24 protein-coding genes and 1 riboswitch are annotated in these 22,844 nt (G+C 59.5%); of the genes, 10 read left to right on the top strand and 14 right to left on the bottom strand.

The annotated features are described in order from the left end of the window. Window positions 1–158 precede the first annotated feature (158 nt). The 3 genes from ytxJ to A6764_RS06580 form a co-directional block, all read right to left on the bottom strand. Window positions 159–485: a bacillithiol system redox-active protein YtxJ gene (ytxJ, locus tag A6764_RS06590; RefSeq protein ID WP_065067006.1), complete on the bottom strand. Its 327-nt coding sequence runs from the start codon at window positions 483–485 to the stop codon at window positions 159–161. Between the two features lie 185 nt (window positions 486–670). Beyond that, entirely contained in the window at window positions 671–1,069 is a 399-nt protein-coding gene (locus tag A6764_RS06585; protein WP_029098695.1) for a hypothetical protein, read from the bottom strand. A 223-nt stretch (window positions 1,070–1,292) separates the two neighbouring features. Further along, a complete protein-coding gene (locus A6764_RS06580) occupies window positions 1,293–1,526 on the bottom strand; it encodes a hypothetical protein (RefSeq protein ID WP_029098694.1) in 234 nt (77 codons plus the stop codon). A 173-nt stretch (window positions 1,527–1,699) separates the two neighbouring features. On the opposite strand from A6764_RS06580, the gene A6764_RS06575 reads away from it, so the two are divergent. Continuing rightward, complete coding sequence (locus A6764_RS06575; RefSeq protein ID WP_029098693.1) at window positions 1,700–1,795, top strand: YjcZ family sporulation protein; 96 nt, start codon at window positions 1,700–1,702, stop codon at window positions 1,793–1,795. A 162-nt stretch (window positions 1,796–1,957) separates the two neighbouring features. Continuing rightward, window positions 1,958–3,070, top strand: coding sequence for an aminopeptidase (locus tag A6764_RS06570; protein WP_029098692.1), 1,113 nt, complete (start codon window positions 1,958–1,960; stop codon window positions 3,068–3,070). 101 nt (window positions 3,071–3,171) lie between these two features. Here the strand turns inward: A6764_RS06570 and A6764_RS06565 are convergent, their stop codons facing one another. After that, a complete protein-coding gene (locus A6764_RS06565; RefSeq protein WP_029098691.1) occupies window positions 3,172–3,708 on the bottom strand; it encodes a PadR family transcriptional regulator in 537 nt (178 codons plus the stop codon). A gap of 228 nt (window positions 3,709–3,936) precedes the next feature. Here A6764_RS06565 and A6764_RS06560 point away from each other — a divergent pair, with 228 nt between their 5' ends. The 4 genes from A6764_RS06560 (at window position 3,937) to A6764_RS06545 (ending at window position 6,862) form a co-directional block, all read left to right on the top strand. Continuing rightward, a complete protein-coding gene (locus A6764_RS06560) occupies window positions 3,937–4,536 on the top strand; it encodes a S1C family serine protease (RefSeq protein WP_083989790.1) in 600 nt (199 codons plus the stop codon). 125 nt (window positions 4,537–4,661) lie between these two features. Next, window positions 4,662–4,982, top strand: coding sequence for a winged helix-turn-helix transcriptional regulator (locus A6764_RS06555; RefSeq protein ID WP_029098690.1), 321 nt, complete (start codon window positions 4,662–4,664; stop codon window positions 4,980–4,982). Window positions 4,983–5,114: 132 nt separating this feature from the next. Then, window positions 5,115–6,569 (top strand): recombinase family protein, encoded by a 1,455-nt coding sequence (locus A6764_RS06550; RefSeq protein ID WP_065067007.1) that lies wholly within the window; start codon window positions 5,115–5,117, stop codon window positions 6,567–6,569. After that, window positions 6,509–6,862: a S1C family serine protease gene (locus A6764_RS06545; RefSeq protein WP_269320169.1), complete on the top strand. Its 354-nt coding sequence runs from the start codon at window positions 6,509–6,511 to the stop codon at window positions 6,860–6,862. Before A6764_RS06550 ends, A6764_RS06545 begins: the two co-directional genes overlap by 61 nt. 76 nt (window positions 6,863–6,938) lie before the next feature. Here A6764_RS06545 and A6764_RS06540 read toward each other — a convergent pair whose 3' ends face one another. Continuing rightward, window positions 6,939–7,088, bottom strand: coding sequence for a hypothetical protein (locus A6764_RS06540; protein ID WP_162836710.1), 150 nt, complete (start codon window positions 7,086–7,088; stop codon window positions 6,939–6,941). Window positions 7,089–7,151: 63 nt separating this feature from the next. Beyond that, the gene (locus A6764_RS06535) at window positions 7,152–7,433 is read right to left on the bottom strand and encodes a DUF2325 domain-containing protein (protein WP_029098687.1); all 282 of its coding nucleotides are present in this window, start codon (window positions 7,431–7,433) and stop codon (window positions 7,152–7,154) included. Between the two features lie 254 nt (window positions 7,434–7,687). Between A6764_RS06535 and A6764_RS06530 the strand changes: the two genes are divergently transcribed. Next, the gene (locus A6764_RS06530; RefSeq protein ID WP_029098686.1) at window positions 7,688–8,302 is read left to right on the top strand and encodes an IMEF encapsulin system ferritin-like cargo protein; all 615 of its coding nucleotides are present in this window, start codon (window positions 7,688–7,690) and stop codon (window positions 8,300–8,302) included. 67 nt (window positions 8,303–8,369) lie between these two features. Beyond that, window positions 8,370–9,218, top strand: a complete 849-nt coding sequence (locus A6764_RS06525; RefSeq protein WP_065067008.1) for a family 1 encapsulin nanocompartment shell protein — start codon at window positions 8,370–8,372, stop codon at window positions 9,216–9,218. A 284-nt stretch (window positions 9,219–9,502) separates the two neighbouring features. Here the strand turns inward: A6764_RS06525 and A6764_RS06520 are convergent, their stop codons facing one another. The 8 genes from A6764_RS06520 to moaC all read right to left on the bottom strand — a co-directional run bounded on the left by A6764_RS06520 (window position 9,503) and on the right by moaC (window position 20,360). Then, a complete protein-coding gene (locus A6764_RS06520) occupies window positions 9,503–10,705 on the bottom strand; it encodes an aminotransferase-like domain-containing protein (protein ID WP_029098684.1) in 1,203 nt (400 codons plus the stop codon). A 436-nt stretch (window positions 10,706–11,141) separates the two neighbouring features. Next, window positions 11,142–11,612, bottom strand: a complete 471-nt coding sequence (locus A6764_RS06515) for a hypothetical protein (RefSeq protein ID WP_065067009.1) — start codon at window positions 11,610–11,612, stop codon at window positions 11,142–11,144. A gap of 294 nt (window positions 11,613–11,906) precedes the next feature. Continuing rightward, a complete protein-coding gene (locus A6764_RS06510; protein WP_065067010.1) occupies window positions 11,907–13,091 on the bottom strand; it encodes a pyridoxal phosphate-dependent aminotransferase in 1,185 nt (394 codons plus the stop codon). A 103-nt stretch (window positions 13,092–13,194) separates the two neighbouring features. Further along, window positions 13,195–13,306: riboswitch (SAM riboswitch) on the bottom strand. Window positions 13,307–13,474: 168 nt separating this feature from the next. After that, window positions 13,475–14,707 (bottom strand): efflux RND transporter periplasmic adaptor subunit, encoded by a 1,233-nt coding sequence (locus A6764_RS06505; protein ID WP_029098680.1) that lies wholly within the window; start codon window positions 14,705–14,707, stop codon window positions 13,475–13,477. Window positions 14,708–14,720: 13 nt separating this feature from the next. Then, the gene (locus A6764_RS06500) at window positions 14,721–17,861 is read right to left on the bottom strand and encodes an efflux RND transporter permease subunit (RefSeq protein ID WP_065067011.1); all 3,141 of its coding nucleotides are present in this window, start codon (window positions 17,859–17,861) and stop codon (window positions 14,721–14,723) included. Then, window positions 17,858–18,319, bottom strand: coding sequence for a MarR family winged helix-turn-helix transcriptional regulator (locus A6764_RS06495; protein WP_065067012.1), 462 nt, complete (start codon window positions 18,317–18,319; stop codon window positions 17,858–17,860). The genes A6764_RS06500 and A6764_RS06495 overlap by 4 nt, the downstream gene beginning before the upstream one ends. Before the next feature lie 304 nt (window positions 18,320–18,623). After that, complete coding sequence (locus tag A6764_RS06490; protein WP_264622457.1) at window positions 18,624–19,871, bottom strand: MDR family MFS transporter; 1,248 nt, start codon at window positions 19,869–19,871, stop codon at window positions 18,624–18,626. A 6-nt stretch (window positions 19,872–19,877) separates the two neighbouring features. After that, the gene (moaC, locus tag A6764_RS06485; RefSeq protein WP_065067014.1) at window positions 19,878–20,360 is read right to left on the bottom strand and encodes a cyclic pyranopterin monophosphate synthase MoaC; all 483 of its coding nucleotides are present in this window, start codon (window positions 20,358–20,360) and stop codon (window positions 19,878–19,880) included. Between the two features lie 309 nt (window positions 20,361–20,669). Here moaC and A6764_RS06475 point away from each other — a divergent pair, with 309 nt between their 5' ends. After that, window positions 20,670–21,377: a molybdenum cofactor biosynthesis protein gene (locus A6764_RS06475; protein WP_065067015.1), complete on the top strand. Its 708-nt coding sequence runs from the start codon at window positions 20,670–20,672 to the stop codon at window positions 21,375–21,377. 4 nt (window positions 21,378–21,381) lie between these two features. Next, a complete protein-coding gene (locus A6764_RS06470; protein WP_065067016.1) occupies window positions 21,382–22,407 on the top strand; it encodes a ThiF family adenylyltransferase in 1,026 nt (341 codons plus the stop codon). Window positions 22,408–22,844: the final 437 nt, after the last annotated feature.

Genomic DNA, 22,844 nt, shown 5'->3' with positions numbered 1-22,844 from the left:
CACAGAAAAAAACGGGTGCGGCCCTTACAATGCCCACCCGTTTTTTTGCGTTTTCGATTCGCGGCACGCCGCGATGGGGCCAAGCCGCCCGCCGTTTCATGCGAAGGGCGGACGCTTGCCGCTCCCCGCACCCTCCCCCGTCGTTCGCCGCATCCGCTCTAGCCCTGCACCGCCTCACGGATGGCGTCCTTGGTAATTTTCCAGTGGGAGGTGTGCCATTTTACCTGGCCGTCCTCCACCAGAAAGATCTGCGGCGACTCGTGCTTGATGCCAAAGCGCTCCTCCACCGCGTTGGAGACGGGACGGTCCTCGCGCACGAGAATCACCGCCGCGGGGAGTTCCTGTTCGCGAAGAAACGCCTGAAACTCTTCATAAGCGGCCGAGCTGATCGGGCAGATGGTGCTGTGCTTGAACAGCAGCCGCTTGCCCGCGCCCGCCACGAATTGATCCAGTTCTTCCAGCGTGTGCAGTTGTACTTCCGTCACGATGAATCGCTCCTCTCACATCTGGTGCATGTGGTTACCAGTATACGGAATCGCATCGGCGAAGTCTACGTTTCAAGTGTGGATGCGGTCCGCTGATCCGCGGGGCACTGCCTCATCACCGCATCCGTGATATCGCGGCACAGCGAAAAAAGAGCCGTCCCTGCCGTGAGGACAACCCGGTTCGCCTAGACCATGATCTTCGTCAAACGCTGCCGCAGTTCGTGCATCCAATTCTGATCCCCCAGCGATCGGGCCAGCAAAAACAGGTCCAGGAGTTCGTTCACCCGCTCCTGCAGCGCCTCTCGCACAGTCGCATCCTCTTTCTCTTTGGCGATGAGCACCATCAAATGGGAAAGCTCCGACACTTCTTCAAATTCAATCGATTGGCGCTGCGGATGTTGCCCCCATTCCTCCATGAGTTTCTTCAGATCATCTTTGATGACGTCCACCACCTGGGAATGACCGCAGGCATCGTTTCCGCAGACGTGTACCGGCACGTTCATGATTTTCACGCGGCTGCGGTACACGACGTTGCGCAGCACGAGCTCCATGTCACTTCCGCAGCGGCTGCATTTCTTGTACATGGGTTCACCTCTATCCGCATCTGTATACTCCTCCTACTATTCGAGCCTTCTCCCTGCAATCCTGCCCCAAACGAGGTGGTACTTGGTGGATGGATTGTCAGTCCCAAGCAGCGAAAAAACGCCCGGCGGCTGACCTCCGTCCTGCCATGAAAACAGGCTCAAACAGAGGATCAACCGCCGGGCGAAACGCCCAAACGGCAATGCTCGGCAACACTGCCGGCGATCAGGCGTAAATGGCGTTCACTTTCTCGCAATGGGGGCAGACGGCCACTTTTCCGGAACGGCCCAGCTCGTCCTCGACGCGGTATCCGGTGATTCGCTCGGAAAAACAAAACAGGCATTCCGTATTAAAATCCATATCGTACTGTGCCTTCCATACAATCGATTTAAAATCCTCGCCGACGCTGATCAGGATCGCCGGGATTTCGTGAGGCGTGCTGGACAAAGCTCTGCGCATGACAACTGCCATCCTTTCGTTTCGCATAGTCTTTTCGTATCCTCTAGCTTTTCCATGTTTTCAGAATAATATACTTCCCAAAAATGGGCATTTGCCCGTTACAGCTCTGTGCGAAAACCCATATGTTATGGATGTAAGCACAAGAGGCTTAACAAACAAAAGGAGGATGTTTGATGAGCAGCATCTTTAACGGCGACCTGGACGATTTCACTCTGGTGTTGATCCTGTTCATCCTGCTGGTAATTGTTGGTTGTTCGTGCGACAATTAAACGGCAGTGCGCACATCCGCGCAAATGATTGCATATACATTAGCACCGAATCCTGCACAGCGCGTTTCATACGCACGCTACCCTGACCACGGGTAGCTTTTTTCTCGTCGATTTGTGTACAATACATACTGAATGCAATGGAAAGCGAGGTACATCCTTCCGATGAAAGATCCCCGTATCGACAAACTGGCCGATGTCCTGGTGAACTACTCGACGCGCGTCCAGCGCGGTGAAAACGTTCTCATCTACGCGATCGGCGCGGTAAGCGAACTGGTTCGCGCCGTCATCCGCAAGGTGTACGAGGCGGGCGGCAACCCGTACGTGCAGTTGATCGACCAAACGATCCAGCGGGAACTCCTGCTCGGCGCAAACGAAACGCAGTTGGGCGTGATGCGCGACGCGGAGGTTTCCTTCATGAAGCAAATGGACTGCTACATCGGCATCCGCGGCGGCGACAACATCAGCGAGCTGTCCGACGTACCGGGGGACAAGATGCAGCTCTACTCCAAGCTCCTGCTTCGTCCCGTGCTGGACGTGCGCGTGCCGGAGACGAAGTGGGTCGTGCTGCGCTACCCCAACGCGTCCATGGCCCAGTTGGCCAACATGAGCACCGATGCCTTCGAAGACTTCTACTTCAAGGTCTGCACCCTGGATTACGGCAAGATGGACAAGGCGATGGACAGCCTCGTCGAGCTGATGGAAAAGACGGACAAGGTGCGCATCACCGGCCCGGGCACCGATCTCACCTTTTCCATCAAAGGCATTCCGGCGATCAAGTGCGCCGGGCAAGCCAACATCCCGGACGGCGAAGTGTTCACCGCTCCCGTCCGCGACTCCGTCAACGGCGTCATCAGCTACAACACCCCGTCGCCGTACCAGGGCTACACGTTTGACAACATCAAGCTGACCTTCAAGGACGGCAAAATCGTCGACGCGACCGCCAACGACACGAAGCGGATCAACGAAGTGTTCGACACGGACGAAGGCGCGCGCTACATCGGCGAATTTGCCATCGGGGTCAACCCGTACATCCAGAACCCGATGAAAGACATCCTGTTCGACGAAAAAATCGACGGCAGCTTCCACTTCACGCCCGGTCAGGCCTACGACGAAGCGTTCAACGGCAACAAGTCGTCCATCCACTGGGACCTGGTCTGCATCCAGCGTCCGGAGTGGGGCGGCGGCGAGATCTGGTTCGACGATCGCCTGATCCGCAAAGACGGCCGCTTTGTCGTTCCGGAGCTGGAATGCCTCAACCCGGAAAACCTGAAATAACGCAACAGGTGCCGCACAAAAAAGCGAAGGGACGCAGCATCCCTTCGCTTTTTTATGTCCGCTCTCCCCGCTCGCTGCGGATCGGACGGTCCCGTCCGTTCCTACAGGGTACAGGCGGGCTCCTGTTTCAGCAGGGCCGGCATTTTTTGTTCCAAAAACGCAATCGTGGTCTCCAGGTGGTGGATCGTGTACTCCCAGCAAAATCGCTGGTATTCGTCAAAATGCTGCTGCAGTTTCTGGTACGAACGGCGGCTCTGCTGCAGCATGTGCCGCTGCATCTCCAGACAGCTCTGCAGCAGTTCTCTTTGCTCCTCCGGCGTGCGGCTCTTGCCAAAGAAAATTTTTACCAGCATGTCGGAACGCAGCACCGGCGGCAGAATCGGGGTCTGAATCTCCTTGCGGAACGCCTCCCGACCGGCCTCCGTGATGCTGTACAGGATCTTGTTCGGCTTGCCCGACTGGATGACCTCCTGCTTGGTCACGTATCCTTCTTCCTCCAGCTTGCGGAGCGCCGGGTAAATGGCGCCGAAGCTGGCGTCATAGAAAAAGCCGATGCTGTTGGAAAACGCCTGTTTGATATCGTACCCGCTCATCTCTCCGTAGCTCAAAAATCCGAGAATAATTGTTTTGACATCCATCTCTCTACATCCCTCCAACACGCTGTCTGCTCTCTCTCGCGAATGCGCTTTATGTTCAAAATATTCTCTATATGTATTATAAGCACTTTCTTATGATTATACCAATCCTATTTCTTTATTATATCAATCAAAAATATTGATATATCCCTCCCGTGGATTTTTGGGCGTCCCTTCTCCCCCGCCGTGCCATAAGATGATACATACCTATCTGCTGTGGGGGGAGATACCGTGAAAAGTAAAAAATGGTCCCATTACACCAAAGTCAAGTACCCTGTGAGCAGCAGTTTGCATCCTCTCAATTTTTTCGTGCCGATTGTGGAGCGCGTCAAGGAAGGCGTCGTCTCCATTGTGACCGAGGATGCGCCCCACGGGCACAACGTGGAATCGCTGATCCGCAGTCTGATCACCGACGAGTCGCCGCTTCCCTCCGAGCGGAGTTACGGCTCCGGTTTTATATTTCATCCCAAAGGATACATTCTAACCAGCGAGCACGTGGTCGGAAAATCGCGGACCATCCTCGTCAAGCTGTACAACGGGCAGGTGTATGAAGCGAAACGCGTGCTGGCCGACCGCGTCCGCGACTACGCCGTCATCAAAATCGACGCGGATTGCAAACTGACCCCGCTGCGGCTGGGCAGCTCATCCGACACGAAGGTGGGCGAATGGGTCATCAGCATTGGTTCCCCGCCTGCCGCCATAGAGGCAAACCGAAGACAGGATTTTCCCATGCGCCTGCTTGGGGGTGGCGGTCCCTGCCCCCGGAACGCCGACGCGGGAAACTGGCGTCCGCCCGTCCCGACCGCCTGTCCCGGCCGCCTGTGTGCATAGCCGGACCGTTCGCGGGAGACAACATGACGAGAGCCGATTGGCGGTGAATGCAACTTACCTTTCTCAAGTAAGTGTGTTACAATTAAGGGCAATACAAAAAGCTGTTTCACAGAGGTGACACCGACGTGGGTCAAGAATTTGCTGGCGAGCAAATGTGCCCGAAGTACGAAGGGGCCATGAACATTCTCGGCAAGAGATGGACCGGATTGATCATCCATGTGCTGCTGCTCGGGGCTGTCCGCTTCAAGGACATCCGCGAAATGGTGCCGCACATGAGCGATAAAATGCTGTCGGAACGATTGAAAGAACTGGAGGAACTGGGCATCCTGGAACGCAAGGTGTTTCCGGAAATTCCTGTCCGCATCGAATACCATCTCACGGAAAAAGGAAAAGACCTGCGCCCCGTAATCGAATCGATTCACGCCTGGGGCCAGAAGTGGATGTAGCCGGCCGCACCGGCTGATCCGCGCCCCGCTGCGTTCCGCCGGGAACGACGGCGGGGCTTTTTTGGCTGTCCAGGCATACGCGCCGCCTCCCTGCTGTAGACTCTACCATCCGCGATGAGGGAAGGTGGTTCGATGAGAACGGCTGTCTACGTTCGCGTCAGTACGGAGGAACAGGCAAAGGAAGGATTTTCCGTGGCCGCCCAGCGAGAACGGCTGCTCGCCTACATCCGCTCCCAGGGCTGGACGCTGGCGGACATCTACGCCGACGAAGGCGAGAGCGCCAAGGATACGCGCCGGCCTGCGCTGCAGCGGATGCTGGCAGACGTGCGGCAGGGGCGGGTAGACGTCGTGCTGGTGTACCGGCTGGACCGCCTGACCCGCTCCGTCCTGGACCTGTACCGGCTGCTGAGCCAGTTTGAACGGCACGGCGTCCGCTTCAAAAGCTGCACGGAAGTCTACGACACGACGACGGCGATCGGCCGGCTGTTCATCACGCTGGTGGCGGCTCTGGCCCAATGGGAACGGGAAAACCTGGCGGAGCGGGTGAAGCTGGGGATGGAGCAGATGGTGCGGGAGCGAAAACGGCCGGGCGGCCCCCCGCCCTACGGATACGAATGGCAGGACGGCCGGCTGGCGGTGCATCCGACAGAGGGGGATGCGGTGCGCGGCATGTTCCGGCACTTTCTGGCCGGATGGTCTCCCCGGCAGATCGCGGAATGGGCCAACCACGAGGGCTTTCGCGGAAAACACGGCGCCCGCTGGAGCGCCGGCGCGGTGACCCGCCTGTTGAAAAATCCGGTGTACTACGGGGCCCTGCGGTGGAACTACGCGGAAGGCGGCCAGCGGCTCAACCGGCCGGAGGAGTGGGTGATCGTCGAGCGGGCACACCCGGCCATCGTCGACGCCTCCACGTTTGCGGCGGCTCAACGGCGGCTTTCGGAGCGGCGGTCTCATCATCCACGGGTCCTCTCTTCACCGTTCATCTTTTCCGGTCTCCTGTACTGCTCCCGCTGCGGCTCGCCGATGCGCGGCAAGACGGCCCATACCAACAAGCCCAACGGCAAACGGTACACGCACCACTATTACCTGTGCAAAAACAGGCAGAAGGGCGGGTGCCAGGCCCCCGCGATCCGCGAAGACCGCCTGGCCCGGGAAGTGATCAGCCACCTCCTCCGCTATCGGGAGGAACTCCGTGCGGCCTGCCGCGAAGCCGTCTCGTCCGGGGCGCCACCAACGGAATGGGAGGCGGCCCAGGCGCTGCTGCAAAAATGCAGGCAAAAGCGGAAGCGCTGGGAAGACGCCTACGCCGAAGGGGTCATCACGCTGGCGGAATATCGCGCCAAACTCGGAGAGCTGAAGCGGGCGGAACGGGAGGCGCAGGCCACGGGGCGGCAGCTCCCTCCTGTGGGCGGGCCGGACGAGTGGCAGGAAGCGCTGGCCGACTGGTCCTCCATCTGGGAGTGGGCTACGCGGGAAGAGTGCCGGCAGTTGGCGGACATCCTGCTCCGCCGCCTGGAAGCGGAGGCGTGTCCGTCAGCGTCCGGCCCCGGGCTGGCCGTGCGCCTCACGCTGCTCGCGTTTCGCTGACGCGGTTTGCCCCTACGGGAGCAGACGGTTCCCCGCTGGGTCTGGAAAACTCCGTCACGGCCGGCATCATCAGCGCCAAAAACCGGCGCCTGCAGGTGGCCAAGCGGATGTACGAGGATATTTTTCAGACGGACGCGGCCATCAACCCCGGCAACAGCGGCGGCCCGCTGATCAATCTGAACGGCGAAGTGGTCGGACTCAACGCGTTCATCATTCAATCCAGCCAATGTCTCGGGTTTGCCATCGGCATCGACGCGCTGAAAGAGCGGTTGGGACAGTTCGTGTTCACCTAAGCCCCTCTTCGTCCCGTCCGGCCGATGATGCCGCCGCCCCGCCGCATTGGCTATTGCCCCCAACAAAAAACCCCGTCTACCGTGGTGACGGGGCTTGTTTTTCAAAGGCAATCAGGTACACGCCGCTGCCCTGCTGGTTGAGCTGTTGTTCCGCCTGCTTCAGCTGCTGAAGCTGGGCCTCCGTCAAGCGGGCAATCGGCAGTTCGTCGAGCCGGTTCTGTTTCACGTGCCATTCCTCCGTTTGATGTCAGACTCGCTGTCTAGTCTGCCCACTCCGGAGGCTATGTATTTACGCCACGTGCAGGAGCGCCTTGGCAATGGCGGCACAAGAACGCTTGCAGAACACAATCGGCAGTTCCCGGTCTTTTGCCTGATTTTTTACCGTCTTGGCCAGATTGTGGTTGACGAAGTCGGTCAACACCAAAATCATGTGGACGCCGGTCGGGATTTTCACGCCGGTTTGGGAGCTTTTCCGGCCGGTCACGTGATGAATCTCGGTAAATCCTTGATCTTGCAGAAAATCAACGATATTGCCCAGGCGGTCACCGCCGATGACGAGAATGGACGACATTTCAAATTCCCTCCTACATGAATGGTTCTCTGACTCGTTGTATGTGGTACCTCGCTTGTTTTCTAATTGATAATGAATCTCACTCTTATTGATAAATATTATCATTCCCAATTAGCTTTGACAATACTCTCCGTGGTAACATTTTTGTGTCAGCCGGAATACTAAGAACGACTCTGCATTGTTCTTTCCCGGTGCTTTTTTCCAGCCGTATGATATAATGAAGACACACATCACCAGTGAGGAGGTAGCGTTGGGTGCAAGAGATGTCGCAACTGCACGCCATATTTACCCGCACCAGCGGCTTTATCGAGCGCTTCATGGGCATCATCCAGCCGATTATCGACGCGGCGCAGGATGAGCATACCCGCCTGTACTATCACCATATTTTGGAAGAAGAAGAGCAGCGCCTCGGCCGCCTGAACGAACTGATTCCCTACCTCGGCTCCCTCATCGACGGGAACAAGGCGGAACAGCTCAGCGACCGGGAACTTTCCCGCCTGCTTTCTGACATAAACCTGGAGCGATTCGGCCTGCACAACTTCCGCGAGCACCTGGAACTCTCCCTGTACGAGTTTCAGGACGAGGAGACGCGCAGTGCCCTGAACAGCATGCGCGAAGCGACACAGGAAGATTACCTCCGCGTCAAAGAGATCATCGCCGCGCTGAGCGAACGCTTTTCCGACGGCGACCGCCGTCCTGATCTGACCGACCACGACGAAGGGCACGACATTCACCAGGTGGATCACCTGAAGGCTTCCGCGGCACAGACAGGAGCCGCCCATGCAGGGAAAGCGCCGGGAGCCGCACAGACCGTTTCCGCCCCGGCCGCCAAAAAAGGATTGACCGTCGGCAGTTTGAAAGGATTGTAAGAGGCCGTTTCGGCTCTGCCGCCAACACCGCTTCATCACCATTTCGAACGATTTGGAGGTAGCAACGATGGACAAGCTCCGCAAGTTTCCCGACTCTCCCTTGACGAATGACGAGTGGCGCCAACTGGACCAGACCGTCGTCGAGATGGCCCGCCGCCAACTGGTCGGACGCCGCTTTATCGATATCTACGGACCGCTTGGCGAAGGCATCCAGACGATCACCAACGACATTTACGAGGAATCCCGCTTCGGGGGGTTAAGCCTGCGCGGCGAATCCCTGGAGCTGACCCAGCCGAGCCGTCGGGTCAGCCTGACCATCCCGATCCTGTACAAAGACTTCGTGCTGTACTGGCGCGACGTCGCCCAGGCCCGCACCCTGGGGATGCCGCTGGACATGAGCGCCGCAGCCAATGCGGCCGCAGGATGCGCCCTGATGGAAGACGACCTGATTTTCAACGGCTCCGCGGAGTTTGATCTGCCCGGCCTGATGAACGTCAAGGGTCGCCTCACCCACCTGAAGAGCGACTGGATGGAATCCGGCAACGCGTTTGCCGACATCGTCGAGGCCCGCAACAAGCTGTTGAAAATGGGACACAGCGGCCCGTACGCGCTGGTCGTCTCTCCGGAGCTGTACTCGCTTCTGCACCGTGTCCACAAGGGGACCAACGTCCTGGAAATCGAGCACATTCGCAATCTGGTGACCGACGGGGTGTACCAATCCCCCACCATCAAGGGACGCACCGGCGTGCTGGTCGCCACCGGCCGGCACAACCTGGACCTGGCGATCGCCGAAGACTTCGACACGGCGTTCCTCGGCGACGAGCAGATGAACAGCTTCTTCCGCGTTTACGAGTGCGTCGTGCTCCGCATCAAGCGGCCGAGCGCCATCTGCACGCTGGAAGAAACGGAGGAATAAGTCCCGGACCCCGGACGCGGGGCTTTCTCTTCCTGCGAATCAACCAAAAAGTGAGCGGCTGTCTCCCATTCGGGGAGCAGCCGCTCTTCTTTTTCCTGCCCAGGCTGTGATCATCTTCCCTTACTCCGCGACAATGCGATGCAGGACGCCACGATCAGGACTCCGCCAAATACCGTGAGCAGATCGGGCACTTCCGCCCAGAACAAGAAGAGTCCTCCATGACAGAGGACTCTTTCGTGTGAGGATCACGCTGTTCCAGCAGCCGCTTTCGTACGGTCGGCTGCTTACTGCGCCGCAACGGCGGTGTATGCGGCAAATGCGCTGTACAGGCGGCTGATGGCCAGCTTGGTATCTTCCCTGTTCAACAGGGTGTAGTTTAGCCGCATCGTGTTCACCTGCGGTTCGGCCGCGTAAAACGGGATGCCCGGAACGAACGCGACGCCTTCGCGCACGGCCTGGGCGAGCAGTTTTTCCGAATGGACGTGCTCCGGCAGCTTCACCCAGAGGAACATGCCTCCCCGCGGCTTGTTCCAGGTAACGCCGCTCCAATTCTGGCTGGCCAGGAGCTGGTGCATCCATTCCATCCGCTCCTGGTAGGCGGCGCGGATTTTGCCGATGTGGGCGTCCAGATCGAAGTGGGACAGCAGTTGATGCAGCGCGATCTGGTCAATGGAGCTGGAGTGCAGGTCGACCGCCTGTTTCGCTTTGACCATCGTCTGGATCACCTGAGCGTCTCCGATCGCCCAGCCGATCCGCAGCGCCGGCGCCACCGTTTTCGAAAAGGTGCTGGTGTAGACGACCGCCGAACCGTCGGGATGCTGATCCAGCGAGAAGATGGTCGGATACGGCCCCTCCCCGTCAAACTGAATCTCGCCGTACGGGTCGTCTTCCAGGATCAGGATGTTGTTGTCGCGGCACTGGCGCAAGAGGCCGAGACGCCGTTCCAGACTCCATACCTTGCCGGTCGGGTTGGCAAACGTGGGAATCACATACGCCATTTTGGGACGGTACTGGGCGATCTTGCGGGCCAGATCCTCCATGTCCATGCCCTCGTCGTCCCCCTCCACCGGAACAGCGCGAATGCCGCGGAACTGAAAAAGCTGCACGGCAGCCAGATACGTGGGGTTTTCTACCAGCACGACGTCGCCTTCGTCCAGATAGACGCGACAGAGCAAGTCGACGGCCTGCTGGGAGCCGGTGGTCAGCAGCATGTTCTCCACGCCGACGTTCATGTTCTTTTGTTTCATCCTGGACGCCACCCACTCGCGCAGCGGCAGGTATCCGTCCGTCAGACCGTATTGCAGCGATTTCGGCCCTTGACTGAGCGCGCGGTCAAAAGCGCCTTTCATTTCTTCCAGCGGAAAAAACTCCTCCGCCGGCAGTCCGCCGGCCAGCGACAGCACCTGGGTGCCCTGCGTCAATTTCAGGATTTCCCGCACGGCCGAGGAGCTCAGTGCGTCAACCGAGTGTGAAAAAGAGTACTCCATGTTCCGTTCCCCCTTGATTGAGCTTATCCTTGTTGTATCACTCACGCCGGGAGAAGTCCAATCTATCCTTGCTATAAGTGGAATAGGTTTTGGCTATTGTTCTCTGATCTTCAAGTCTGCCCGTTCTACTATTTTGATAAACCATTCGATAGGTGATTCCAGATCGATGCCGGTGTAAAACCTTAGCGGATTCAGCGGGCACCACCGGTTTCGTTACGCCAACAAGCTCATGATCACAGCGAGGATGACCTTTTTCAACCTGGACTTCGCCAGCCGGCAGGTTCACACCCTCACCTGTGACAACTGCGGACTGATTCATTGGCTTGCCAAGAACATTGATCGCCTGCGGGATTCGGGCAAGCAAAAAGGGAAGCGTGAACCGCTTCCCGTCTACTTTCTCTGGAACGTTTTCGTCTCTTTGGCACGCCAGATTTCCCTACGCGATGCGAACAACCTGTGCCTTTTCCGTCTGCGGCAGGAACGGCAGATCGACGTGTTCCCGCGCCACGTCGAAGCCAATGTCTTCGGCAAGCAGCAGCGCTTCTTCACGGAACGTCGGCGTACAGCTTCCTTCGTTCAACTGGCACAGCCGCTTCAGGCGCTTCAGCCGCTCCGCCATCTTCTCCGCGCGCATCACCTCGTTGCGCAGCTCGCATACGTTTACGTGCACCGCGTCGGCAATCATGCTGATGTCATTGACATGGACAATGAGCCGCTTGCCCTCCTCCGTGACAAAACCGAGCGAGCAATACTGCGCGCCGGACATCTCCAGCCGCGTGAGAACGGCGTTGGCAAACTCCTCGCCGGACCGCAGGCGAATCAGGCCCGCTTCAACGGCGCCGCCTACCTTGCGCTCATTGGTGATGACCGTGTACATGTCGGTGTATCCGTTGATCTGATAGCGCATGACACCCTCCTGCCGAGCAAACGTGATCATTGAGATCAATTATCATTACCATACCTATCGTATAATGAAAATCATTATCTGTCAATGCTGAGAATGATTTTTACTGAGAATGGATTTTTTCGCATTGGCGCGGCATGGGTGATCGCCCCCGCCCTTTTCCATGCTATTCGCCCACCCGGTTTCGGGCTCTACGACACTCGCCTATTTGGGCCGGAAGTCACTTCAAAAAAATCAAACCGCCAAGGCCGTTCTGCGAACACCCTGGCGGTCAACTCTCATTCTCTAGGACATGAACTATTTTTTGCACGGGGAGAAAATACCCAAACGCTCAATCCGCTCCACCGCTTCCGCCAGCCGCTCTTCGCTGGCCAGCAGCGCGGCGCGGACGTATCCTTCGCCGGTGGGACCGAAGCCGACGCCTGGCGCGACGGCGACATGGGCCTTCTCCAGCAGCAGGTCGGCAAAATCGGCGGACGTAAACCCTTTCGGCACCGGCAGCCAGGTGAAGAACGATCCCTGCGACGGTGCCGCCTCCCAGCCGATTCGGTGCAGGTTGGAAAACAGTGCGTTGCGCCGGCTTTCGTAGACGGCGACCAGCTCGCGGACACACTGCTGGGAATCGGTCAGCGCCCGGGCCGCCGCCATCTGGATGGCGCCGAACAGGCTGCAGAAGTAGTGGTCCTGGATCAGGTTGATCAGCCGGACCAGTTCCCGGTTGCCGACCATCGCGCCGACGCGCCAGCCGGCCATGTTGTAGGTCTTGGACAGCGTGTAGAACTCCACGCCCACTTCTTTGGCCCCCGGCACCTGCAGGAAGCTGACCGGCTTCTTGCCGTCGAAGCTGATCGCTCCGTAGGCGAAGTCGTGGCAGACGACGATTTCGTGCTTGCGGGCGAAGCGGACCGTCTCTTCGAAAAATTCGAACGGCGCATTGACCGCTGTCGGATTGTTGGGATAGTTCAGGAACATCAGCTTGGCCTTGTCCAGATCCTCCCGGGCCAATTCGCCGTAATCCGGCAGGAAGCCGTTCGCGGCGCGCAGCGGCATCATCACCATCCGCCCGTCGGCGATCGCCACGCCCGACCAGTAATCGGGATAGCCGGGATCCGGCACCAGGGCCACATCGCCCGGATTGAGCAGCACCTGGCAGATTTCCACCAGTCCGGTCTTGCTGCCGAACAGGATGGCCACTTCCTCTTCCGGGTCCAAATCGACGTCAAACTCCTGCTTGTACCAGTGGGCGACGGCCCGTTTCAGCTCCGGACGGCCGCTGAACGGCGGGTATTTATGGTGGACCGGCCGGGCCGCATGGGCCTGCAGTTCCTCAACAATGTGCGGCGGCGTGGGCAGATCGGGGTTACCCTGCCCCAGGTTGATCACGTCATGGCCGGCGGCAATGGCTTTGTTCACTTTTGCCACCAGCGAGGCAAAAAACTGCGTCGGCAGTCGGTCAATCATGGCGGACGGTTGGATGCGCATCGGTCTCTCGTTCCTTTCCCTCGGGTAAATCGTGCAGACATCGGCACGTAGGCAAAAGCCCCTTTTTCCTGTACAGAAAAAGGGGCAGATCGACATCTCCACGTTCTTATCTGTCAGGAATGCTCCTGCTGGAATTGGCACAGCATCTGCCGCCGTACGGGCAGATCCGCTGCCGGGCTTCATCGGGCCAGTCCCTCCGCCTCTCTGGATAAGGTCATTGCATGCTATTCGGTTTCGATTGCGTCACAGCTTCATGCCAGCACACATCCGGCGGGACGGCGATCATGCCGGTCCCTCGTCACGACGTCCGTTCACGGTCACCGCAGCGTCCGGACTGCGCTGGTTGGTAATCTCTTTCATACTACTTGAGCAAAACGGCAGTGTCAAGATGTCGGCTGGATGTGCACTTTGGCGCCGTCCTTCAGCAGCGTCTGGCCGCGCACGACGATTTTCTCGCCTTCCTTCAGGCCCGCCTTTACCTCCACCAGATCGCTGGATTCGGTGCCGGTCTGGACTTCCACTTTTTTCGCCGTGTCGCCTTCCAGCTTGTAGACGAACCGCTTGCCGTTCTCGTCAAAGACGGCCTTGAGCGGCACCACCAGCATGTTGGCGGCCTGCTGTTTCGCAAACTGGATGCTGACGACCATGTCCGCCTTCAGCGAGGCGTCCTGCTTGGCCAGGGAAATCTCCACCGGATACGCGCGCAGCGTCTGGTCCATCACGGGACTGATCGCGCTCACCGTGCCGTCCAGCTCCTTGGAGAGGGCGGAGATCTGGATCTTCACCTTGTCCCCTTTTTTCACCGACGTTACTTCCTCTTCGGAGAGGTTGGCCTTGACGATCAGCGGGTCGGTATCCACGATGGTGACCACCGGCGATTGCGGCGAAGCCATCTCCCCTACCTGTCCGTTGACGGCGGAGACGAAGCCGGAGATCGGGGCGGTCACCGTCGCGTTGGCCAACTGTTCACGGGCGTTTTCCAGCGAGACGCGGGCCTGTTCCACGGATGCCTGGGTGACGGCCACTCCCGTCCGCTTTTCTGCCGCCTCCAGCGCCTGCTTGGCGTTGGCATACGCCGTCTGCGCGTTTGTGAGGGTCGCCTGTGCCTGTTCCAATTGCTGAGGAGACACCGCCCCCTGATTGTACAGTTCGGACATGCGCTGGTAGTTGCGTTCCGCGTCCCGCAGCGCCTGCTCGGCCTGCACCAGACCGTTTTTCGCCTGCTGCAGCCCTTGGCTGGTGGTGGCATCACTCTGCTTCAGGTTGGCTACGGCGAGGTCGTACGCCGCCTGCGCCTGCTGCACCGCATTCACCAGGTCCGTTTTTTCCAGGGAGAAGAGCACCTGTCCCTTTTGGACATACTGCCCCAGTTTCACGTTCAACTGCACGATCTTGCCGCTCACTTTGGGCGCCAAGGTGACTTCCTTGTTGGGGGCCAGTTTCCCGGTTACCCCCGCGCGCGTGGACACGCTTCCTTTTTTCACTGTATCGACTTGTACCGGCACCGGCTTGTTTTCCGTTTGCGTCTGCTGCGTGGCCGCATCCGGAGCCGTACAACCTGCCAGGGCGACTGCCAGGGCCAGCAGCAGCCCAAGACTTCCCTTGTTCATCTTCATACCGTGTAGCCTCCTATCCCAACGTCGGCATTTCCTGGCCGGCCGATTTTTTCTGCTTGCGTTTCTCTTTGCGATTGCGCCATTTTTGACCCAGATCGTCAAACCAGGAGTAGACGACCGGAATCAGCACAAGCGTGATCAGCGTGGAGAAGCTGAGACCGAAGATGACGACAACAGCCATCGGCGCCTGCGATTCGTTCCCGTCCCCGCCGCCAAAGGCAAGCGGCGTGATCGCCAGAATCGTCGCCAGCGTCGTCATCAGAATCGGACGCAGCCGGATCGGACCTGCCTGGAGGATGGCCTCGTTCCGCTCCACGCCCCGTTTGCGCAGTTGGTTGACGTAGTCGATCAGGACGATCGCGTTGTTGACGACAATCCCGATGAGCAGGATGTACCCGATCAGCGCCGGAACGCTCAGCGGATAGCCGGTCGTAAGCAGCCCCACGACCACGCCGATGAACGTCGGCGGGATGGAGAACATGATGATAAACGGCGTAAACAGGGATTCAAACTGGCTGGCCATCACCATGTAGACCAGCGCGATCGACAGAATGATCGCCAGTCCCAGGCTTCCGAACGACTCGGCCATCTCCTTGCTCTGTCCGCCGACTTCGATCGTGTAGCCGTCCGGCAGCGACAGCGCGTTCAGCTTGGCCGTCACGTCACGGGTAACGGAGTTCAGGTCGCGTCCGACAAACTCGCTGCTGATCGTCACTTCCCGCGTCTGGTTGGTCCGTTTGATCAGCTGCGGCACGTCCTTTTTGACGATCTCGGCGACGGAAGAGAGGGCGACCTGCGCGCCGCTCGCCGTCGGGATGCGCAGCTGCTGCAAGTAGCTGATGTCGTCCTGATACGACTTGGGCAGCATGATTTTCACGTCAATCTGGTCGTCTCCCGTCTGGTAGGTGGTGACCGTCATACCGTCAAACGCCGTGCGCACGTTGGACAGCACCTGACTGGTGGTCAGCCCGTACAGGCTCGCCTTTTGCGGATCGACCAGCACCTGCACTTCCTGGCGCGTTTCTTCCAGCGAGGTGGTGACGTTGCGCGTGCCCGGCACCTGCCTGATCTCACCGGCGATGATCGAGCTGATGTCTTCCAGCACGTCGAGGTTATCCCCGCGCACGCTCACTTCCAGCGGTGCCCCCATCGGGCCGCCCGACTGGTCCATTTCTTTTACCTCAATCTCCGCTCCCGAGATGTCGGCCAGCTTTTCGCGCAGCTGTTCCGTCACCTGCTCGGTGCTGACGGAGCGCCGATCCTTGGGCACCAGCTTCACCTGCAGCTGCGCCTGGTTGGACGTGGCGGTTGCGATCAGCGCGGGACCGCCGCTGGATCCGATCGAGGTGTACAGCTGCTCCATTTCCGGCAAACCTTTTACGCGTTTTTCCACTTCCGCGACGACTTTTTCCGTCTCCGCCAGCATGGTGCCGTTCGGCATCTTGATGGAGATGGAAATTTGCCCTTGGTCCATCTTTGGTATAAATTCTGCGCCGACTTTGCCGGAGAGGACGACGGCGCCGACAAACAGGGCAATCGTCACGACAAACACAGTCTTGCGGTGGCCGAGGGCCCATTTCAGCAGGCGGCCGTAGCCGCGCGCGATTTTGTTAAATCCTTTGTTGAACCACATCACCGGATTGAAGCCCCGGTAGTTGGACACTTTCTCCCCTTCGGTGTGCGGCACTTTTTTCAGCCAGCGGGAACTGAGCATCGGCACCAGCGTCAGCGAAGCCAAGAGCGCCGCGATGTGCGAGTAGACGACGGTCAGCGCCAGCGGGCCAAACAGCTCGGAGGCCAGCCCTTCGACGAAGACGATCGGAGCAAATACGGCGATTTGCGCCAGCGCGGAGGCCATCACCGCCGTGCCCACTTCCTTGGAACCGAGCCGGGCCGCTTCCAGCATGCCCTTGCCCTGCTCCCGGTAGCGGAAGATGTTTTCCAGAATGACGACCGCGAAGTCTACCAGCGACCCCAGCCCCAGAGTCAAACCGGCGAGCGAGATCATGTTGATCGTCTGGCCGGTAAAGTACATCAGACAGAAGGTCGCTATCACGGAGATCGGAATCACGATGGAGACGATCAGCATGGAGCGGAAGCTGTTCAAAAACAGGAACAGGATGATGATCGAGAACAGCCCGCCCACGAGCGCGTGCTCGCCGACCGTATAGATGGAATCCTTGATAAACTTGGACGCATCGAGAATCGTGGTCACCTTGACGTTGGGCGGCAGCACCTTTTTCAGTGCCTCCAGTTCCCGGTTTACCTCGTCCGCCACTTCGATCGTGTTGCCGCCCGAGGCTTTGGTAATGGTCAGGCCGACGCTGGGCATTCCGTTCATAAACGCCTTCTGCGTCACTTCCTTGTACGTCTCGTTGACCGTCGCCAGGTTTTTCAGCGGGATGCTGCCGTTCTGCACGCGAATCGGCGTCTCGCCGATGTCGGCAACCGAGGCGTACTCGCCGTCAACCCGGATGCTCAACTTGGTGTCGCCCTGACGGATGACGCCGGACGAACCGGACACGTTGGTAGCCATCAAGGCCTGCTGAATCTGATCGATGCCGATCCCGTACGCGGCCAGCCGGTCCGGGTCGAGCACGACCTCGACGATCTTCTCCTTGCCGCCGGAGATGCCGACGGAGGCAACGCCTTCAATCCGCTCCAGGCGCGGCTTGATCGTTTCTTCCGCGATCGACTTCAGCTTGACGACGTCTTCTTCCCCGGTCAGGGAAAAGGTCATGATGGGTTGACTGTTGGGGTCCAGTTTCAGAATGCGGGGAGCCTTGGCGTTGTCCGGCAATCTGCCGCGGACGAGATCCACCTTGTCCCGCATGTCCAAGGTTGCCTGGTCCATGTCGGTCCCCCAGTTGAACTGCAGGATGACCTGGGAGGCCCCTTCGGCGGAGTTGGACATGATTTTGTCTACGTTGGGCACCGTTCCCAATGCTTCCTCGATGGGACGGGTCACCAGCTTTTCCACTTCGGCAGGCGTGCTGCCCTCTACGGTGGTGACGACCACCGCCACCGGCAGATTCAGCTCCGGATACAGCTCAATCGCCAGCTTGGGCAGGGAGACGAAGCCGAAGAGGAGCAGAGCCACCGTCATCATCAGGATGGTAACGGGGCGTTGAATGGAGAATCGGGAAAGATTCATCGTGTACAGCTACCTCCCTTTTTCGGAAACGATTGTTGCCGTTTTTCCAAATAGTGTGTCAAGATCGTCAGCGATCGGCAGACAGCTTCCACGTCTTGGTCGGACATGCCGTCGAACAGCTCGTCAAAGTAGCTGTCCTGCATGAAGGGAATCCGTTGTTTGATCGCTTGCGGGGTGTCGGCGAGCTCCACCCAAACCATGCGCCTGTCCTTTTCGTCCCGCACCCGCTTGACAAAGCCGTCCCGTTCGAGCCGGTCGACGATGCCGGATACGGTGCTGTAGGAGAGGTCGATCAGCCGACTGAGTTCCCCGATGGTCCTAGGCGCCTCCATCACGGGACCCAGGACGAACATCTGCGGAACGGTCAATCCGCATTTGGTCAATTCCTGGGCGATGACGTCCAGGTAGACCTTGTTCATCAGGATCAACTGCATCGACATGCGCCTCATAGGATTCATAGGCCACACCTCTATTATTTCGCGTCACGAAACATTATGACACAGGACATATTTCGCCTCAAGAAATTTTCGTGTTGAAAACGTATTATCTTTTCGACAGACCATCCTCCCGCTGTCACGGCGCATCCCCTACCATACCACGCGTTTATGAACCCAATATGAACGGACGGTGACGCATGTCTCCCACAAAAAAAACGCCCCTCGCACGGGAGGGACGCTGCCGTAAGGACGTATCCGCTTCGGTCTTTTCGCCTATTCCGTTTGACTCAAATCCGGGGCCGCGGAGAGAGGCCTCTCCCCCGGCTCATTTCTCCGGCACGCTCAGCACAGGCTGGGTCTCAGGCCGCTTGACAAACGAACTGTACGCGGCAAAACAGCCGACCGCCACCAGCGCCAAGACCGCCATCAGGTAGAGCATCCCTTGCGGAGCGAGCGCCTCGAAGGCCATCGCTCCCACAAGCGGTCCCGCCATCCGGCCGGCGGACGCGATTCCCCCGACAATGCCCTGGACCATCCCTTCCCGCCCGGCCGGGGCCAGATCGGCGGCGATGGTGGGCACCGCCGGCCACACCAGCATTTCGCCGATCGTCATCACGAACATGGCCGCCACGAATCCGGCGTAGGCCGTCGTCTGGGAGAGGATGAGCATCGACAGCGCAAACACGTACGTGCCGAGCAGCAGCTGCGCTTTCAACGTCCGGGCGAATCGGTTGATCATCCAGGAGAGCAGCGGCTGGCCGAACAGGATGAGCGCTCCGTTCAGCGTCCAGAGCAGACTGTACTGCCGAAGCGAAATGCCCAGCGACTGCATGTAGGCGGAGAGCACCGTCGTCCACTGCGCGTAGACGATCCAGCAGACCAACAGGCCGCTGCAAAGCAGGCCGATCGCCCCCCAGGCGACCGGACGTCGTTCCGTTCCCGCCGCAGCCTGCTTCGCCTCCGTCCCGGCCGCTTCCGCCGCGTGGGCTCGTTCGTTCGGTTGTTCCGCGAGATGCTGCGGCAGGCACCGGAGAAACATAACCAGCGTCGCCACCTGCGCGATGGCGTTGCCGAAAAACGTCCAGGCGAACGACATGCTGGCCAGGACGCCGCACAAAGCCGAACCGACGGCCACCCCGATGTTGAGGGCGACGTAGATCACGTTAAGCCCCTTGCGCCCGCCTTCCGGCCAGAGGCGGGCGACCAGTGCGTTCAGTACGGGAAAGATGATGCCAAAGAAAAATCCGTTCAACAAAAGCAGCACGGTGTAGGCGGTGAAGTCGGTCGTCAGGCCAAGCGCGACGGAGACAGCGATCGCGCCGACGGAACCGACCGCAATCGTCCGCCTGTGTCCCCAGCGGTCAAAGAGAATGCCGCCCGCCACACTCCCCACGAGGTTCGCTCCCTGGTTCAACAGCAGCAGCAGCCCGGCTACAGTGAGCGGTTTGCCCAGGTAATCGTGGATGTAGATGGTGACCAGCGGCCAAATGCACGCCATGCCCGTGGAAGTCATGGCAGCAACGGCGGCGAGAACCCGTATGCTGCGCGGATACATGCTCCCCATTCCGCTCATGACTGATTACTCCTCAATCCGATGAAAATCTCCGCTTTTTCCGCCCGTCTTGCTCATCAGGCAGGTGGGGCCGATGACCATCCCCTTGTCCATCGCCTTGCACATGTCGTAGACAGTGAGGGCGGCGGCGCTGACGGCGGTCAGCGCTTCCATCTCCACGCCCGTCTTGCCGGTCGTCTTGACCGTCGCCTCCACCTCCAGCGTGTCGGGGCTGACAAAGGCAAAGCGGATGTCGATGCCGGTCAGCGGCAGCGGATGGCACATCGGGATCAGCTCCCACGTCTTTTTCGCGGCCATTACGCCGGCCACCTGGGCCACCGCGAGCACGTCTCCCTTGGACACGCGCCCTTCCCGGATGCGCTCCAGCGTCTCCGGCTTCATCGTAATCCTGCTCTTCGCCACCGCTTCCCGCCTGGTCTCCTCCTTGTCGGAGACGTCCACCATGCGGGCGCGATGCTGCTCATTAAAGTGGGTCAATTTATCGTTCATATTGCGTTCCTCCCATATTCGATCCCCTCAATGGCGGGGAATGGCGTATCACCGTCCAAACCGGCCGGTCCATACCGTCTCCGCCAGTTGGACATGCCTTAGCCCGTCGTTTCTCTCATTATCTCTAACCTTACCGTTGGAGCGGCACAAAATCAATGAGGAAACTGCGCGAAGCGGCACCGTTCATTAGACAGTTTCCGCTTGGGTGTGTTATCGTTTCCGGTAGAAAGCGTTTCAACCTGCCGCCGCTACGCTATACAAGATACCCGGCGTCAGGTTGTTCAAAACCGGGAAATGAGGAGTGCATCGATGCAAATACGCGTGCTGTTGTTTGCCGGCCTCGCCGAGAGGGCCGGTGAACGGGAGATTCGAGTGAGCGTGGCCGAAGGGGCTCTCGTGCGCGACCTGCTGCAAGCGGTCGGGGAGCAGTATCCTGCGCTGGCGCCGCTGTTGGGCGGCTGTTTTGTCTCCGTCAACCAGGAATACGCCGTACCGGACAAGGCGCTGGCGCCGGGCGACGAAGTGGCGATCCTCCCCCCGGTGAGCGGCGGCGAAGAGCCGCGTTTTGCCGTGACGACGGAGCCGCTCAGCGCGGACAAGCTGGTTCGGCTCGTCTCCAATCCGCGGGCCGGGGCCGTGCTCACCTTTGTCGGAACTGTTCGCGAATTTACCCACGGACAGCGGACCGTCTCCCTCACCTACGAGGCGTACGCCCCGATGGCCGTGGAAAAGATGAAGCAAATTGCCGCGGAGGTGGCCGAGCGCTGGCCGGGGGCGGAGCTTGCCATGCATCACCGCATCGGCGACCTGCAAATCGAGGAGATTGCCGTCGTCGCCGCCGTCGCCACGCCGCACCGGAACGAAGCGTTTGAAGCGGGACGGTACGCGATCGAACGGCTGAAGCAGATCGTTCCCATCTGGAAAAAGGAAGTCTGGGAAGACGGCAGCGAGTGGAAAGGGCACCAGCAGGGACCGTGGAACCCGCTGGCGCTTCCCGACGACGCGGAAAGGAGATAGAGACGTGAAGACGCGATACTCCCGGCAGATCCTGTTCCCCCCCATTGGCCGGACCGGCCAGGAACAGCTTCTCCAAAGCCGCGTGGCCATTGTCGGCATGGGCGCGCTGGGAACGGTGCTGGCCAACCACATGGTCCGGGCCGGCGTCGGTTTTGTCCGCCTGATCGACCGCGACTTTGTGGAGCCGAGCAACCTGCAGCGGCAGATGCTGTACGACGAAGACGACGCCCGCCAGCACCTGCCCAAGGCGATCGCCGCCCACGCCAAGCTGGCGCGGATCAATTCGGAAGTGACAGTCGAGCCGGTGGTGGCCGACCTGACGGCTCACAATGCGGAAAAGCTGCTCGCCGACGTCCAGCTCGTCCTGGACGCCACGGACAACTTTCAGGTTCGCTATCTGATCAACGACGTCTGCGTCAAGCACGGCATTCCCTGGGTGTACGGTGGGGCGGTCAGCGCGACCGGCACGTTTACGGCGATCCGGCCGGGGATTACCCCCTGCCTGCGCTGCCTCTTTCCGGAAGCGCCCAATCCGGGGGAGATGCCGACCTGCGACACGGCCGGCGTAATCGGCCCGATCATTCACATCGTCGCCTCCTACCAGGCGACGGAAGCGTTGAAACTGCTCGTGGGCGACCAGGAAGCGCTCAACCCCCATCTGGAGCACTTCGACATCTGGAACAACCGCCACCAGCAGATCCGCGTGCAAAACGGCCGGCGGGCCGACTGCCCGACCTGCGGACAGCGCCAGTTTTCCTATCTGATGCCGGACACCCAGGAGGGGCAGGCCGTCTCCCTGTGCGGCCGCGACACGGTGCAGATTTCGCCGGCGGCCGGCGCGCAGCTCGACCTGGACCAACTGGCGGAACGGCTGGCTCCGTTGGGGCAGGTCGAGCGAAACAAGTTTCTCCTCCGCTTTCACGTCGACCCGCACACGCTGGTCGTCTTCCCCGACGGCCGCGTGCTGGTGCAGGGAACGGACGACATCAGTCTGGCCCGCACACTGCATGCGCGGTACATCGGTGCGTAAATCGGCGAAAACCGGCCGTCCGTTCGCTCCGACCGGCCACCGCCGCCTTGTGACCGCGCGGGCAGGGACGCTGCTTTCGTGGATGGCTGGCAGAAGGCGCGCGGCGAACGGCTGCCCGCAGCCATATATAGTAGTAAGGAAGCGACTGGCAACGCCCCCCTTGCCGCTGTCAAACGGACGGCGGCCTTTTTTTCAGGCTGGCGGAGGTGGAGACTTCCAGGAAAGGGAGTTCATGTCGCATACATTTGCCTGTTGGGGTTATAGTAAGTCTGGACATTTCTTCGCAAGTACGCGGAACGCTGCACAATGATTTTTTGACTGATTTTGTGAAGCCATCATGAATTTTGGGGTAGAAGCCGAGCAGCAAATCGAGTATAATAGGGGCGTATCGAAGAAACGAAACTGCGTTTCATCAGATGAAACTCCAAGAGGATAAG

The sequence above is a fragment of the Brevibacillus sp. WF146 genome (assembly GCF_001673705.2).
In the GTDB taxonomy this organism is placed as follows: Bacteria; Bacillota; Bacilli; order Brevibacillales; family Brevibacillaceae; genus Brevibacillus; species Brevibacillus thermoruber.
The sequence above is the reverse complement of the archived record's forward strand: the minus strand, read 5'-3'. Positions and strand labels throughout refer to the sequence as shown.

Bases quoted from the DNA above. Each gene is read 5' to 3' on its own strand.
- A6764_RS06585 (WP_029098695.1), bottom strand. From the start codon at position 1,069: ATGTACAAGAAATGCAGCCGCTGCGGAAGTGACATGGAGCTCGTGCTG.
- A6764_RS06580 (WP_029098694.1), bottom strand. From the start codon at position 1,526: ATGCGCAGAGCTTTGTCCAGCACGCCTCACGAAATCCCGGCGATCCTG.
- A6764_RS06575 (WP_029098693.1), top strand. From the start codon at position 1,700: ATGAGCAGCATCTTTAACGGCGACCTGGACGATTTCACTCTGGTGTTG.
- A6764_RS06570 (WP_029098692.1), top strand. From the start codon at position 1,958: ATGAAAGATCCCCGTATCGACAAACTGGCCGATGTCCTGGTGAACTAC.
- A6764_RS06565 (WP_029098691.1), bottom strand. From the start codon at position 3,708: ATGGATGTCAAAACAATTATTCTCGGATTTTTGAGCTACGGAGAGATG.
- A6764_RS06550 (WP_065067007.1), top strand. From the start codon at position 5,115: ATGAGAACGGCTGTCTACGTTCGCGTCAGTACGGAGGAACAGGCAAAG.
- A6764_RS06535 (WP_029098687.1), bottom strand. From the start codon at position 7,433: ATGTCGTCCATTCTCGTCATCGGCGGTGACCGCCTGGGCAATATCGTT.
- A6764_RS06525 (WP_065067008.1), top strand. From the start codon at position 8,370: ATGGACAAGCTCCGCAAGTTTCCCGACTCTCCCTTGACGAATGACGAG.
- A6764_RS06520 (WP_029098684.1), bottom strand. From the start codon at position 10,705: ATGGAGTACTCTTTTTCACACTCGGTTGACGCACTGAGCTCCTCGGCC.
- A6764_RS06515 (WP_065067009.1), bottom strand. From the start codon at position 11,612: ATGCGCTATCAGATCAACGGATACACCGACATGTACACGGTCATCACC.
- A6764_RS06510 (WP_065067010.1), bottom strand. From the start codon at position 13,091: ATGCGCATCCAACCGTCCGCCATGATTGACCGACTGCCGACGCAGTTT.
- A6764_RS06505 (WP_029098680.1), bottom strand. From the start codon at position 14,707: ATGAAGATGAACAAGGGAAGTCTTGGGCTGCTGCTGGCCCTGGCAGTC.
- A6764_RS06500 (WP_065067011.1), bottom strand. From the start codon at position 17,861: ATGAATCTTTCCCGATTCTCCATTCAACGCCCCGTTACCATCCTGATG.
- A6764_RS06495 (WP_065067012.1), bottom strand. From the start codon at position 18,319: ATGAATCCTATGAGGCGCATGTCGATGCAGTTGATCCTGATGAACAAG.
- A6764_RS06490 (WP_264622457.1), bottom strand. From the start codon at position 19,871: ATGAGCGGAATGGGGAGCATGTATCCGCGCAGCATACGGGTTCTCGCC.
- moaC (WP_065067014.1), bottom strand. From the start codon at position 20,360: ATGAACGATAAATTGACCCACTTTAATGAGCAGCATCGCGCCCGCATG.
- A6764_RS06475 (WP_065067015.1), top strand. From the start codon at position 20,670: ATGCAAATACGCGTGCTGTTGTTTGCCGGCCTCGCCGAGAGGGCCGGT.